Origin of the sequence: Geodermatophilus sp. DSM 45219 (assembly GCF_900104025.1) — a bacterium.
Classification (GTDB): domain Bacteria; phylum Actinomycetota; class Actinomycetes; order Mycobacteriales; family Geodermatophilaceae; genus Geodermatophilus.
Genome location: NZ_FNIQ01000003.1, coordinates 58,547 through 71,859, shown reverse-complemented (window position 1 = coordinate 71,859; position 13,313 = coordinate 58,547). Strand labels below are relative to the sequence as shown.

Genomic DNA, 13,313 nt, shown 5'->3' with positions numbered 1-13,313 from the left:
GGCTACCCTCGCGCACGTGGGCTTCCTGCTGACCTCGCGCCGCACAGTGGACCTGTGCCGCGTCGGCAGCTGCCTGTGTCCGGCCGTCTGACGACGAGCCCGCTCGTCCCGACGCGCCCCGACCGCCGTCCCGGAGCCCTCGCAGCCGTGCGGCTGTCCGCCGCACCGCCGTCGTGCGCCGCGTCCCGGGGCCCCGGACCCCGATCCGCCTGATCCGCACGCGCACCACCGACCGCACCGACCGACCACAGGGAGGAAGACCCCCCATGAGCCGCAACGACGTGCTCGTCACCGTTGACTGGGCCCAGGAGCACCTCGGCCAGCCCGGCATCGTCTTCGTCGAGGTCGACGAGGACACCAGCGCCTACGACGGCGGCCACCTCGAGGGCGCCGTGAAGCTGGACTGGAAGCAGGACCTCCAGGACCCGCTGCGCCGCGACTTCGTCGACAAGTCCGCATTCGAGGCGCTGCTGTCCTCGCGCGGCATCGGCAACGAGGACACCGTCGTCCTCTACGGCGGCAACAACAACTGGTTCGCCGCCTACGCCTACTGGTACTTCAAGCTCTACGGCCACCGCGACGTCAAGCTCATGGACGGCGGCCGCAAGAAGTGGGAGCTCGACGGCCGCCCGCTGTCCAAGGACGCCGTGGAGCGCCCGGCCACGCAGTACACGGCCCAGGACCCGGACCTGTCGATCCGCGCCTTCCGCGACGAGGTCGTGGCCTCGATCGGCTCGAAGAACCTGATCGACGTCCGCTCGCCCGACGAGTTCTCCGGCAAGATCCTCGCCCCGGCGCACCTGCCGCAGGAGATGGCGCAGAAGGGCGGGCACGTCCCGACCGCGAAGAACATCCCGTGGAGCAAGGCGGCCAACGAGGACGGCACCTTCAAGTCCGACGAGGAGCTGGCCAAGCTCTACGACGAGCAGGGCTACGACGACGGCAGGGCGACCATCGCCTACTGCCGGATCGGCGAGCGGTCGAGCCACACCTGGTTCGTGCTGCACGAGCTGCTCGGCAAGCCCGACGTCAAGAACTACGACGGCAGCTGGGTCGAGTACGGCTCGCTGGTCGGCGTCCCGATCGAGAAGTGAGCTGACATGTGCGGAGCCCCGAAGCAGGGCAACGGCCTGGCCGGCATCGACCTGAGCGTCCAGACCGTCATCCAGGGCCAGGTCTGGCACGACGGCGCCCCGGTCGCGGGGGCCTACGTGCGGCTGCTCGGCACCGACGACGAGTTCACCGCCGAGGTGGTGACCAGCCCGGAGGGCGAGTTCCGCTTCTTCGCCGCCCCGGGTGAGTGGAAGGTGCGCTCGCTGGCGCCGGTCGGCAAGGGCGAGCGCGTCATCTCCGCCGAGGTCGGCCTCAACGAGACCACCGTCGCGATCGGCTGAGCGACACGGCGCAGCGCCCCTCCCGGCTCCGGCCGGGAGGGGCGCTGCGTCGTGCCGGGCGGCCCGTGCAGGGGGCCTCGTCAGTCGAGCCGGCTGACCACCTCGCGGACGAGCGGCCAGACCTTCGCCACGGACCTGTGGTTCACCGTCTCCTTGGGCGAGTGCAGGTCGTGCAGCTCCGTGCCGATGGAGATGGTGTCCAGGCCGGGGATCTTCTGGCTGAACATGCCGAGCTCGAGGCTGCACTGGGAGACGTGCACGTCCGGGTCTCCGCCGATGACGTCCCGGTAGGCCTTCGCGGCGATCTCCAGCAGCCGCGACTCGGGCTGGTAGGGGAACTCCGGGGCGTCCAGCCCGTACTGTTCGACGACCACGCCGCCCCCGGCCAGGGCCGCCAGGGCGCGGATGCGGTCGAAGACCTCGTGCTTGCGCGACGTCACCGCGGCGGTGATGGTCGACATCAGCCGGGCCCCGTCGTCGGTCGTCCGGACCGTGCCGAGGTTGTTGGAGCTCTCCACGATCCCGGGGACCACCAGGCTCCAGCTGAGGACGCCGTTGGGGATCAGCGAGGTCAGCCGCGAGAAGCGCGCGGTCGCCTCGGCCGAGAACACCCGCTCCGGCGCGTCGGCCGGCTCCACCTCGAGCCTGATCCCCGGGTCCGCCGTCCGGTACTCCGACCGCAGGGCCGCCCCGAGCTCGGCCACGATCGCCTCGACGCCCGCCACGTCCTCGGGCCGGAGGGCGAGGACGACCTGGGCGTCCATCGGGATCGCGTTGTTCTGGGCCCCGCCGTGCGGATCGCTGATGCGGACGTCGTGCCGGGCCAGCACCGCGTTCAGCACCCGGGCCAGCACGAGGACCGCGTTGGCCCGCTCCAGGTGGATGTCGAACTCGCAGTGGCCGCCGACCAGGCCGCGCACCTTGAGCAGGCGCGACTCCGGGTGCGTGGCGGGCACGTCCTCCCACTCGGCCGGGACGTCGATGGTGAGTGTGACGTCACCGCTGCAGCCGGCCAGGATCTCCTTGTCGGTGATCCAGTTGAAGTCGATCATCCGCTTGCCGGAGAGCTGCGAGGTGTCGAACTGGGCGGCTCCGACCTTGCCCTTCTCCTCCATCGCGGTGAGGACCGCCTCCAGCGGCGGGTGCGGGATGTCCGTGGAGTCGAGCAGCGCGAGGATGTAGGAGACCCCGATGCCGTTGTCCGCGCCCAGCGACGTGCCGGCCGCGGTGATGTAGTCGCCGTCGACGACCAGCCGGATGGGCTCGGTGAGGAAGTCGATGTCGACCCCCTCGTCCTTCTCGCACACCATGTCGAGGTGGCCGTGCAGGATCAGCGGTGGGGCGTTCTCCAGGCCCCGCTGCCCCGGCTTCCTGACCAGCACGCAGTGCAGGTCGTCCTGGATCGCCTCCAGGCCCCGCTCGCGGGCGAACTGGACGACCCAGTCCGCGACCTGCTCCTCGTTGCCCGACCCGTGCGGGATGTCCGACATGGTCTCGAAGAAGCCGAGCACCTCGCGGGGCTCGAGCGATGACAGAACAGGCATTCTCTCCTCTTCCTCCCTGGGGTCGGCGCGAGCACCGCGCCGCCTGCGACTTGCGCGTCCGAGGGACCGACCACCCACGGGACGCCCGGGCTGTGGTTACTTGACGACCCCGCGGTTCCGCCGGGTCATGGTGAGCGCGACCGCGACCATGATCGCGGCCCCGTAGACGAGGCTCTGCGCCTGCGGCGTGACGCCGACCGCCGCGGCCGCGATCGGGATGAGGGCGACGGTCAGGGCGCCGAAGACCACGCCGATCGGGTTGGTGACGCCGCCCGTGATCGCCGTCCCCCCCACGATCGCGGCCGCGATGCCCGGGAGCAGCAGGTCGCTGCCGAGGCCGAAGGACGACGCCGCGCCGGCCTGGGCGATGATCATCACGCCGGCGACACCTGCGAGGAAGCCCGAGAGCGCGAAGGCGAGGACCTTCAGCCTCCGGGTGCGCAGGCCCGAGAACAGCGCGCCGGTCTCGTTGAGCCCCACGGCGGTCAGGGCCTGACCCAACCGGGTGGAGCGGAGCAGCACCCAGAGGAGCACGGCCAGGACCACGGCCACCCAGAACCCCGCCGGGAGACCCACCATGGCCGTCCCGAACAGCGGCGCGAGGACCTCCCGGTTGGCGGTGACGTACACCGTCGTGGCGTCGCTGACCACCAGCGCGGCGGCCTGCAGGATGCCCAGGGTGCCCAGGGTCAGGGCGAACGAGGGGACCTGCGCGTACGCGACCAGCGCTCCGTTGACCGCGCCGACCGCGGTCATCAGCGCGATGCAGACCAGCGGAGCGGCGGCGGCCAGCGGGCCCAGCGTCATCGCGAGCACGATGGCCGACAGGATCGCCATCGCGGCGTTGGACAGGTCGATGGACCCGACGTGCAGGACCATGGCCTGGCCCAGCGCCACGAGGAGGATCGTGGTCGCCTGCAGCGCGAGGATGCGCAGGCCCCCGCCGAGGAAGGCCGGGTTGAGCGCGGACACCAGGGCGAAGAGGGCCACGAAGACGGCCAGGGGTCCGACCGTCTGCCAGACGGCGGCCGGGCCGAGGCGACGGCGTGACGGCCCCGCGGCCGCTGTCGCCGGCGCCGTCGTGCGCTGCTCGAGCGTCGTGTCCTCCGGCGTGCGCGTCACACCATCCTCCCCAGCAGGTCGAGTGACGTCGGTGAGTCGACCGACAGGTCGTACCGGGCCGTGACCTCGCCGTCGCGCATCACGAGGATGTCGTCGCCCATGGCGAGCGCCTCCTCGATCGTGTCGGCGATGAGCACCACCGCGGCACCGGCCTGGGCGGCGGCCCGGATCTGCGCGTTGACCGTCTCGGCGGCGCCGGGGTCGAGGCCGCGCAGCGGGTGGTCGAGGATGAGCACCCGCAGGTCCTCGGCCATCAGCCACTTGGCCATGACGACCTTCTGCTGGTTGCCCCCGGAGAAGCGGTCGAGGTGCAGCATGGGGTCGTTCGGCCGGACGTCGAGACGCTCGAACCACTCGGCGGCCAGCCTGGCCCGCGAGCGGCGGTTCACGAACGGCCCTCGCCGGGCGTGGCGGGGGGTGTGCGCCAGCGTCATGTTCTCCGCCGCGGTCAGGCCACCGACCATGCCCTCGACCTTGCGCTCCGACGGCACGTAGGCCACGCCCTTGCGGACCGCCGCCGCGACCGACCACGACCGGACCGGCTCGCCGTCGATCGTGACGGTGCCCCGATCGAAGGGCTCGGCGCCGTAGACCGCCCGGACCAGCTCCTCCCGCCCCGACCCCAGGGTCCCGACGATGGCGAGGCAGTGGCCGGGCGGCAGGGCGAACGACACGTCGGTGAAGTGGCCGGCGCGCCCCAGGCCCTCGACCTCGAGCACCGGCTGGGCCGCCTCGGCTCGCCCGGTCGCCGGTCGGCCGGCCGCGCGGGACTCCTTCCCGATCATGAGCCGGAAGAGCTCCTCCTCGGTCACCGAGTCGGTGCGCCGGTCCGCGACGAGCCTGCCGTGCCGCATGACCACGATCCGGTCGCAGATCCGCAGGACCTCGTCGAGGCGGTGGCTGACGAAGATGACCGAACCCAGCTTCTTCAGCGACCGGATCTCGCGCTCGAGGACGTCGGTCTCGTCCCGCTCCAGGACGCTGGTGGGCTCGTCGAGGATGACCAGCGGCGCGACGTGGACGATCTCGTCCACCCGCAGCGCCCGGGCGATCTCGACCATCTGCCGGTCCACGAAGGACAGGTCACCGACCTTGGTCCGCGGGTCGATGTCCGCCCCGACCCGGCCGAGGACCTCGGCCGCCTCGCGGTTGAGCTGCCGCCACCGGTAGAAGCCGAACCGGGTCGCCTGGTCCTTCGAGGCGACGGCGCTCATCGCGATGTTCTCGGCGACCGACAGGTTGGGCAGCAGGGACTGCTCCTGGTGCACCACACCGATGCCGGCCGCGACGGCGTCCTGCGGCCGCCGGAACCGGACGGCGGTGCCGTGGGCCTCGATCACGCCGGAGTCCGGCTGGTGCAGACCGGTGAGGATCTTCAGCAGCGTCGACTTTCCGGCGCCGTTCTCGCCGACGAGCCCGACCACCTCGTGACGGGGGATCTCCAGCGAGACGCCGTCGACCGCCCTGGTGGCGCCGAAGGACTTGGAGACGTTGCTGAGCCGGAGGGTCGGCGGGTCCAGGGTCGCCGTCGGCGCCCGGTTCGTCGTGGACGGGTTCACTTCACGATCCTCAGTCTGCTGCGGTGCGGCCAGGCGGCCGCCACGATGGCCAGGATCAGGACGGCTCCGGAGACGCCGGACTGGATGTTCGGGCTGACCCCGCTCAGGATCAGGCCGTTGTTGAGGACGGTCAGCAGCAGCACACCCAGCGCGGTGCGCAGGATGCCGCCCTTGCCCCCGCCGAGCGAGGTGCCACCGATCACGACAGCGGCGATGGTGAGGAACAGCGTGCCGATCCCGACCGTGGCCGAACCGGCGCCCAGCTGCAGGCTCGCCAGCACGCCGGCCAGCGCGCTGCAGCCGCCGGCGACCAGGAACACCAGGAGCTTGTACCGATCGACCCGGACGCCGTTGTCCCGCGCGATCTCCTCGTCGTCGCCGATGGCGTACGCGTGGCGGCCCAGCCGGGTGAACCGGCCCACGGCGACGCCCAGCAGGACGACGACGGCGGCCAGGACGAAGGAGTTGGGCAGCCCGAGCGTGCGCCCGCTCGGCCAGGACTGGAGGCTGCCCTCGGCCAGGAACGGGATCGCGGCCTCGCCGAAGAGGACCGTGGCGGTGCCGAGACCCACGAACCACACGCCGAGCGTGGCGATGAACGAGGGCACCTTCAGCCGGGTGTGGACCAGGCCGCTCAGCAGGCCGAGCGCCACCCCCACGGCGAGGGCGACCGGGATCGCCCAGAGCCCGAGGTCGACCGTGTCGCGGCTGTTGGCGGACAGCAGCACGAAGGTCATCCCGGCCGCACCCATCACGCCTTCCACGGACAGGTCGATCGAGCCCATCAGGATGACGAGCGTCGCTCCCACCCCGACGATGAGCGGTATCGCGGCCTGGTCGAGGATCGTCTGCAGGTTCACCGCGGTCGCGAACGACCCGGGGTTCAGCGCCGTGAACACCGCCACGAGCACGACGAGGGCGGCCAGCTCCCCGAGGCTCTTGAGCTCCAGGCGGCGGTAGGTGGCTCCCTCGCCCGGGCGCCCGGCGGGGCGGGTCGCCGTGGCCTGCGGGTGCACGGGGTTCTCCGTCTCGGTCATCGCTCTCCCAGCCCTTCTCCTCTGCCGCTCGCCGTCCGGCCGCGGGTACCGCACCACGGCCGGACGGCGCTGCGCGGGCTCTCGCTTACGGCAGCTGCTCCGGGCCCGCGCCGATCAGCGGCACCGGCTGGGTGTCCCACGGGCCGTTCTCGATCAGGGTGTCGATCCAGCCGGGGATGTCCTCGTCGTACTTGGTGAACTCCTCGAGGTTCTCGGGCGTGACGCAGCTGAGCTGGAAGAGGCTGTGGCGCTGCTCCGCGGGCAGTTCGGCGGGGTCGATCTCACCGGTGGCGGCGAGGTAGGCCGTGTAGAGCCCGATCGAGGCCGCCATGTAGCCCCGGTGGAAGGTCTCGCCGACGACGGCCGTCTCGGGCTCGCGCATCATCTCGATGACCGGCGGGTAGAGGCCGTCGGAGGCGAGCTTGACGTCGGCGAAGCGGCCGTCGGCCTCCAGGGCCTCGCTGGCCCCGATGATCATCGCGTCGTCGGCAGCCCAGACCCCGTCGATCTGGTCGCCGTACTTGGCGATGAGGCTCTGGGTCTCGCGGAAGGCCACCTGCGGGTCCCAGTTGGCCGGCCGGACCTCGAGGAGGTTCACGCCGGGGAACTCGGTCTCCAGCACCTGCTCCAGGCCGGCGACCCGCGTCTGGCTGGTCGTGCTGTCGAGCACGCCGGCCAGGGCCACGATGTTGCCCTGCCCGCCGATGCCCTCGGCGAGCTCCCGGCCGGTGCACTCGCCGCTGTCCACGCCGGGGTGCTTCTGGAAGGCGACGAAGTTGGGGCCGACCTCGGAGGGCTCGTAGTCGTCGGGCTTGTTCCACCAGATGGTGACGTAGCCGCCGGCGGCCGTCACGGCGTCCACGATGGGCTGCGCGTCCGAGCTGGCCACGGTGTTGACCATGAGCGCGACCTTCTTGCCCTCGGCGAGGATGGCCTGGATCCGCGAGATCTGGGTCTGCGAGCTGCCCTGCGAGTCCACGATCTCGAGCGGGACGTCGAGCTCCTCCGACAGCGCCCTGGCCCCCTCGATCATGGACGCCATGTACGGGTTGGTGGTGTTGATCACGGAGGCGACGAGGACGAGGTCCTCCTTGGCGATCGGCTGCTGCGCGCCACCCCCTCCGGTCGTGCTCGAGCAGGCGGAGGTCAGGCCGACGACGGCGGCCGCGACCGCCAGGCGCTGCCCGAAGGTCTTGTTGCGGAACATCGAGGTCTCCTCGTCTGAGAGCTGATGAATATTGATTCGACTAGCGCATCGACATCACGAGGAGTGTGAGGTCGGCCCGCAACTGTGTCAAGGGTCACGCTGGTGCATTCGAGGCCTGAATAGCTGCCCGCTCACGGGTCGGTGCGCACCGCCCGGGCGGGCCGATGTCGGGAGGCGGTCCACCTCGGCTCGGGCCCGTCCCGGGGGTCCGCGCGGAGCTGGAGGACGACGGTGGCGACGATCAGGATGGCCCGGCTCCGGGCGCTGCCGAGAGCGCCCGGGTCCGACGCGAGCCACCTCCACGGGGTCCGCGGGTGACGGCGGCTGCGGGCGGTCCCCGGCCTGTCCGGCGGCGAGCCGGATGGGCCTTCGGCAGCCCGTGGCCGTCGGCGGCCAGGTGCAGCTCGGAGGCCGGCCCGCAGCGGGAGCGCCCGAGGGCCTCGCCGTCGACGGGCGAGCTGGTCGGCCCGGCGGGCGCGGCACCCTCCTCCTCCCGGGCTCCCGAGGCGTGCCGGTCGGCTCGGACGGAGCCGGCGTTGATGCCGAGGGCCCGCTCCACCGCGCGGACAGCGTCGTCCTCGACGATCACCTCGGTCGGACTCCGGGCCCCGGTGCCCTCGGCAGTCCCTCCGCGCAGCCGCTCGTGCGCGGTCGTCCGCGGTCGGCAGCGCTCGCGCAGGACCCGCGCACCACCGCCCGCCCGGCTCCCCGTTGCTGGCAGCGAGGACACGCCTGACCCGACTCGCGCCGGGACGCGAGCCGGCGCGACGGGGGAGTCGGGACGCGGCCGCACGGGCGACCAGGGGGTCGGTCGCGACCTCACCTGATGTTGTAGAGCGCCCTCGCCTCGGCGTGCGTCGCGATGGGCCTGCCGACCTCGCGGGCGATCTCCTGGCACTGCTGGAGGAGCTCGAGGTTGGTGGGGTTGCGATCGGGGTCGTAGAAGAGCTCCAGCCCGGTCTTGACGTGCCCTCCGAGCTCGATGGCGCGGCGGAGGATGCCGGTGTCGTCGAGCGCCCCCTGCCCCCAGATGGAGATGTACCAGGGGTGCTGGACCGCGGCGGACTCGATCATGGTCAGGTAGTAGTAGAGGCTCTCGAGACTCGGCTTCATGCCGTTGGTGCCGATGGGTTCCATGGCGGTGAGGCCGTAGTCGCCGATCAGGTAGAAGTCCCACATGGAGCCGGGTGTGGAGAGGCCGTTGTTCACGTAGTGCAGGGCGTGGCGGAGGTGCCCTGGCTCGTAGACGCCGAAGACCATGGCCAGCTCGCGTTCCCGGAACATGCGCACCTGGCTGGCGACACGTCGGTAGTTGAAGCCGAACTCCGGACCCGAGAGGTAGCCCTCCTCGTCGACCTCCGTGGCGAACAGGGTCAGGCCCGTGTCGACGCAACCGATCCGCACGTTCGCGTCGTCGTACAGCAGGGGTACGTGCTCGAGCCCGTTCTCGTCCGGGAGCAGCCGGAGGTTGTTGCAGGTGGTGGGGTACCACGTGATGTCGGGGTGCTTCTCCAGCACCTTGCCCCAGGTGCGCATGTAGTCCTTGTGCGCGTTCGCGCCGAGCAGGTCGAAACTGGTGTTGTGGGCGTGGATGGCCCCGGCACCGGCTTCCCAGCAGCGGATGGCGTCATCGGCGATCTCGTCGTAGGAGATCGGCGTGTTCGGGTTCATCTCCTTGGTCCGGATGCCGTTGATGTGCGACTCGATGACGACCGGGTGGTCCCAGGTCGGCTTCATGTCGGCGTACTTGTCCAGCGCAGTGGCCACGGTGTTCTCCCTCTGGTCGGTGGTGCCTCGGCGACGAGGCGGTGGCAGGGGTCGAGGGCAGGGACCTGCCCGGACGCAGGTGGGGTCCGGGCAGGTCCCGTTCCAGCGACGCGCGGGTCAGCGGAACCGGCGGAAGAAGGTCGCCACGTCGTCGACGTAGGTGTCGGGGACCTCCAGCGGCGCGAAGTGCCCTCCGTCGTCGTGGACCCGGTACTGCTGGAGGTTGAAGTACTTCTCGGTCCACGCCCGCGGGGGCTTGTAGATCTCGCCCGGGTAGATGCTGACGGCCGTGGGGGCTCCGACCACCGGGAAGTTGGCGTGCGAGGGCTTCCACGGGTTGCCGCGGCACTCCCAGTAGTACCGGGAGGAGGTGCCACCGGTCTCGGTCAGGAAGTAGACGGCGGCCGTCGTGACCAGGTCCTCCTTCGGCCACACCCGCTCGAAGGGCTCGGTGCCGACGCCGCGCTCCTCGAGGCCCCAGAAGTAGCGCTTCTCGGTGATCCACGCCAGCTGACCGGCCGGGGAGTCGGTCACCAGGGCCGCGAGCGTCTGCGGCTTGGTCAGCTGGATCTCCCCGTAGCCGCTCTCCTGCTGCACGAACAGCTTCCCGCGCTCGAACCAGCCCTCCTCGTCGGCGCCGTACTCGCCGGCGTCCGGGAGCCCGAGGACCGGGTCGTACGCGATCCCGGGCGGCGCGTCGGGGTGGTCGGCCAGGTAGTGGCTCATCTGCGCCGGGAAGTGGGTGTAGACGCCGTAGACGTCCTGCTCGTACTTGTGGCCGTGCTGCTGGGCCACCAGGGCGCCCCAGTCGCCACCGGCCGTCGCGTACTTCTCGTAGCCGAGCACGTCCTTCATCAGGGCGTTCTCGAGGTCCGCGGTGCGCCACCAGTTCCACCCGGGCTCCGTCAGGGGGGACGAGAAGCCGTAGCCGGGGAGGGAGATGAGGACGACGTCGAAGGGGTCGGCCGGATCGCCGCCGTACCGCGCCGGGTCGGTGAGCGGCCCGATCACCTTCCGCACGTCCCAGAACGTCCAGGGCCAGCCGTGGTGCAGCAGCAGCGGCATGGGGTTGGGCCCCTTGCCCCTGACGTGGATGAAGTGGAGGGGCACGCCCATGAGCGTCGTCTTGAAGTGGGGCAGCTCGTTCATCCGCCGCTCGACGTCGCGCCAGTCGTACTCCTCGATCCAGTACTCGACCAGCTGGCGGTGGTAGTCACCGTTGTAGCCGTAGCGCCAGTCGTCGTTCGCGAAGTCCTGGGGGAACCGGGTGCGGCGCAGCCGCTCGTACATGTCGTCGAGCTTCTCCTGCTCGACGGCGATGGTGAACTCCTCCACCTGGTGGTCGCCGGTCGCCGTCACGTGAGCCTCCTCGCCGGTCCGCTCCGCCGCCGGAGCGTGCGCTCGCCGGCTCGTCGCGGACGCTGTGGGTGAATATTCAGACTGTGGTGATTCTCCCGCAGCCTGTCGTGACGCACCTCACGTGTCAACCCCGCCGCCGTGTCGGGACGGCGCCAGGGGGTCCCGGCACCCCTCCGCCGGGGGGGCAGCTCTCAGCGAGCGATCAGGTGCTCGGCCGTCGACAGGTCGGTGACCAGGGTGTTGACCCACCCGCCGAGCAGTGCGGCCCGGATCGCGAGGTACTTGCTGGGCCCGCCGGCGACGGCGAGCACCCGGTCGGCGCGGCGGAGCTGTTCGAGGGTGACGCCGACCACCAGCTCGTCCAGCTCGGACTCGATCGGGGACCCGTCCTCGGCGATGAAGCGCAGGTTGACCTGCCCGACGGCACCCAGCTCGACGGCCCGCTGGAACTGCTCGTCCGTGAAGAAGTTCTCGCCCGCCACCAGGGGCGGGACGATCTCGCACGTCCCGATCCCGACCAGCGCCATGTCCAGCCGGTCCAGCAGCTCCAGGGCCCGCCGCGCGTCCGGGTCGTAGGTCAGCAGGGTGTCGCGCACCTGCACGTTGGGGACCACGCCGGGGATGCGCAGGAACAGCGGCTCGGCTCCCGTCAGCTGTGCCAGCTGGCGGGTCGCGTCGGCGGCCTCGTGCTGCAGCGTCACCGGCCCGACGTCGCCCAGCATCTCGACGACGCAGCCGACCGACCCCTGGATCCGGTGCAGGCCCGCGACCGTGGCGCGCAGCGACCGGCTCCACGAGGTCAACCCGATGACCTCGGCCTCGAGCGGGTGCGCCTGGAGGCGGCTGGCCACCAGCTGGCCCAGGGAGCCGATCAGGTGGCCCTCGTCGTCACCCGGCCCCACCGCCACGTCGAAGACGTGCGCCTCCCGCAGTCCGTAGCGCTGCTCCAGCTCCTCCTCGACCTCCGCGTGCAGGCCGGGCGGTGCGACGACGGTCGTCTGGACGATCCCGGTCGAGACGGCGAGGTCCAGCAGGCGGGACACCCGGGACTGCGAGATGCCGAGGCGCTCGGCGATGTCCCGCTGGCGCAGGTGCCGGTTGTGGTACAGCCACGCGACCTTGGTCGTGAGCCGCTGCTGATCAAGGTCGCCGCGACCGGCCATCCTCGCCGTCCCCCTCGGTGCGATCGGTAGAAGCGTGACACGACCCATTGACAGTGGTCCACGCCACTCCTAACGTGAATGCAGCTGCAAGCCTAGCATAAACATGCATCGCCCAGCGAAGGGCGGAGGGGACGGCACACCGTGAGGCGCTCTACTCGGATCACCCGCGCGGCGGTCACGACCGCGGTCGTCGCGACCCTGGCCACCGCCTGTGGCGGCGGCGACTCCGGCGGCGGAGGCGGCGGTGGAGACGGCGGCGGCGAGCCGCTCCGCATCGGGGTCTCGATCGCCGACCAGAAGTCGCTCTTCTACATCGCCGAGGCCGACGGCATCGAGGCCGCCGCCGCGGAGGAGGGCGTCGAGATCATCCTGCTCTCCGCGGACAACAACTCGACGCAGCAGGTGAACCAGGTCAACAACCTGATCACCCAGGGCGTGGACGCGCTGATCTTCACGGCGCAGGACGCCACCGCGGCCGCGGCCGGGGTCCGGGCCGCGAACCAGGCGGACATCCCGGTCATCGCCGTCGACCAGAAGCCGGAGGGCGACGAGGGCGAGCTGGCCACCTACATCGCCACGGACAGCGTCAAGGCGGCCGAGGACCTGTGCACCTGGATGTTCGAGCAGATGGGTGGCACGGGGCAGATCGGCATCCTGCGGGGCGTCCTCGGCTCCACGGCCGAGCTGCAGCGCAGCGAGGGCTGCCAGAACGCGATCGACGCCAACCCGGGCATCGAGGTCGTCGCCGAGCAGGCGGCCAACTGGGACGAGACCGAGGGCTACAACGCGGCCCAGAACATGCTCCAGGCCAACCCCCAGATGAGCGCCATCTTCGGGGAGAGCGACGCGATGGCCCTGGGCGCCGCCAAGGCCGCCCAGGACGCCGGCCGCGACATCTTCTCCGTGGGCATCGACGGGTTCCCGACCATGGTCCAGGCCATCGAGGACGGGCTGACCGACGCGACGCAGGCCCAGGTGCCCTACGTCATGGGCCAGCTGGCCGTCCGTGACGCGATCGCGGCCGCCAACGGCGAGGAGCTCCCCGAGCTGCAGTACCAGGACACGGTGCTGGTGACCCAGGAGAACGTCAGCGAGGTCGACCCGGTCCAGTTCTACGGGCCGAACGTCTAGCAGCCGCCCCGGACGATCGAGCACCAGCGG

At 71.2% G+C, this 13,313-nt stretch carries 12 protein-coding genes; 4 read left to right on the top strand and 8 right to left on the bottom strand.

What is annotated here, in order from left to right; all coding sequences use genetic code 11:
- Nucleotides 1-16 precede the first annotated feature (16 nt).
- The 3 genes from BLR12_RS25640 to BLR12_RS09455 all read left to right on the top strand — a co-directional run bounded on the left by BLR12_RS25640 (nucleotide 17) and on the right by BLR12_RS09455 (nucleotide 1,394).
- Complete coding sequence (locus BLR12_RS25640) at nucleotides 17-91, top strand: putative leader peptide (protein WP_369803440.1); 75 nt, start codon at nucleotides 17-19, stop codon at nucleotides 89-91.
- A gap of 175 nt (nucleotides 92-266) precedes the next feature.
- Nucleotides 267-1,094 (top strand): sulfurtransferase, encoded by an 828-nt coding sequence (locus tag BLR12_RS09460; RefSeq protein WP_091376868.1) that lies wholly within the window; start codon nucleotides 267-269, stop codon nucleotides 1,092-1,094.
- 6 nt (nucleotides 1,095-1,100) lie between these two features.
- On the top strand, nucleotides 1,101-1,394 hold the full coding sequence (locus BLR12_RS09455; protein ID WP_091376866.1) for a DUF1416 domain-containing protein: 294 nt from the start codon (nucleotides 1,101-1,103) through the stop codon (nucleotides 1,392-1,394).
- A gap of 80 nt (nucleotides 1,395-1,474) precedes the next feature.
- Here BLR12_RS09455 and pepD read toward each other — a convergent pair whose 3' ends face one another.
- The 8 genes from pepD to BLR12_RS09405 form a co-directional block, all read right to left on the bottom strand.
- Nucleotides 1,475-2,938 carry a beta-Ala-His dipeptidase gene (gene pepD, locus BLR12_RS09450; protein WP_091376864.1) on the bottom strand — a complete coding sequence of 488 codons (1,464 nt, stop codon included), beginning with the start codon at nucleotides 2,936-2,938 and terminating at the stop codon, nucleotides 1,475-1,477.
- 96 nt (nucleotides 2,939-3,034) lie between these two features.
- The gene (locus BLR12_RS09445) at nucleotides 3,035-4,060 is read right to left on the bottom strand and encodes an ABC transporter permease (RefSeq protein WP_176832445.1); all 1,026 of its coding nucleotides are present in this window, start codon (nucleotides 4,058-4,060) and stop codon (nucleotides 3,035-3,037) included.
- Nucleotides 4,057-5,619, bottom strand: coding sequence for a sugar ABC transporter ATP-binding protein (locus tag BLR12_RS24005; protein ID WP_176832444.1), 1,563 nt, complete (start codon nucleotides 5,617-5,619; stop codon nucleotides 4,057-4,059). The genes BLR12_RS09445 and BLR12_RS24005 overlap by 4 nt, the downstream gene beginning before the upstream one ends.
- Complete coding sequence (locus tag BLR12_RS09430; protein ID WP_091376858.1) at nucleotides 5,616-6,656, bottom strand: ABC transporter permease; 1,041 nt, start codon at nucleotides 6,654-6,656, stop codon at nucleotides 5,616-5,618. The genes BLR12_RS24005 and BLR12_RS09430 overlap by 4 nt, the downstream gene beginning before the upstream one ends.
- 85 nt (nucleotides 6,657-6,741) lie before the next feature.
- Nucleotides 6,742-7,863: a sugar ABC transporter substrate-binding protein gene (locus tag BLR12_RS09425; RefSeq protein ID WP_091376855.1), complete on the bottom strand. Its 1,122-nt coding sequence runs from the start codon at nucleotides 7,861-7,863 to the stop codon at nucleotides 6,742-6,744.
- Between the two features lie 819 nt (nucleotides 7,864-8,682).
- Nucleotides 8,683-9,630 (bottom strand): beta-keto acid cleavage family enzyme, encoded by a 948-nt coding sequence (locus tag BLR12_RS09415; protein ID WP_091376851.1) that lies wholly within the window; start codon nucleotides 9,628-9,630, stop codon nucleotides 8,683-8,685.
- A gap of 117 nt (nucleotides 9,631-9,747) precedes the next feature.
- Entirely contained in the window at nucleotides 9,748-10,989 is a 1,242-nt protein-coding gene (locus BLR12_RS09410) for an epoxide hydrolase family protein (RefSeq protein ID WP_091376849.1), read from the bottom strand.
- A 191-nt stretch (nucleotides 10,990-11,180) separates the two neighbouring features.
- Nucleotides 11,181-12,152 (bottom strand): sugar-binding transcriptional regulator, encoded by a 972-nt coding sequence (locus tag BLR12_RS09405; RefSeq protein WP_176832443.1) that lies wholly within the window; start codon nucleotides 12,150-12,152, stop codon nucleotides 11,181-11,183.
- A gap of 141 nt (nucleotides 12,153-12,293) precedes the next feature.
- Here BLR12_RS09405 and BLR12_RS09400 point away from each other — a divergent pair, with 141 nt between their 5' ends.
- Entirely contained in the window at nucleotides 12,294-13,283 is a 990-nt protein-coding gene (locus BLR12_RS09400; RefSeq protein WP_091376844.1) for a substrate-binding domain-containing protein, read from the top strand.
- Nucleotides 13,284-13,313: the final 30 nt, after the last annotated feature.

Bases quoted from the DNA above. Each gene is read 5' to 3' on its own strand.
- BLR12_RS09460 (WP_091376868.1), top strand. From the start codon at position 267: ATGAGCCGCAACGACGTGCTCGTCACCGTTGACTGGGCCCAGGAGCAC.
- BLR12_RS09455 (WP_091376866.1), top strand. From the start codon at position 1,101: ATGTGCGGAGCCCCGAAGCAGGGCAACGGCCTGGCCGGCATCGACCTG.
- pepD (WP_091376864.1), bottom strand. From the start codon at position 2,938: ATGCCTGTTCTGTCATCGCTCGAGCCCCGCGAGGTGCTCGGCTTCTTC.
- BLR12_RS09430 (WP_091376858.1), bottom strand. From the start codon at position 6,656: ATGACCGAGACGGAGAACCCCGTGCACCCGCAGGCCACGGCGACCCGC.
- BLR12_RS09425 (WP_091376855.1), bottom strand. From the start codon at position 7,863: ATGTTCCGCAACAAGACCTTCGGGCAGCGCCTGGCGGTCGCGGCCGCC.
- BLR12_RS09405 (WP_176832443.1), bottom strand. From the start codon at position 12,152: ATGGCCGGTCGCGGCGACCTTGATCAGCAGCGGCTCACGACCAAGGTC.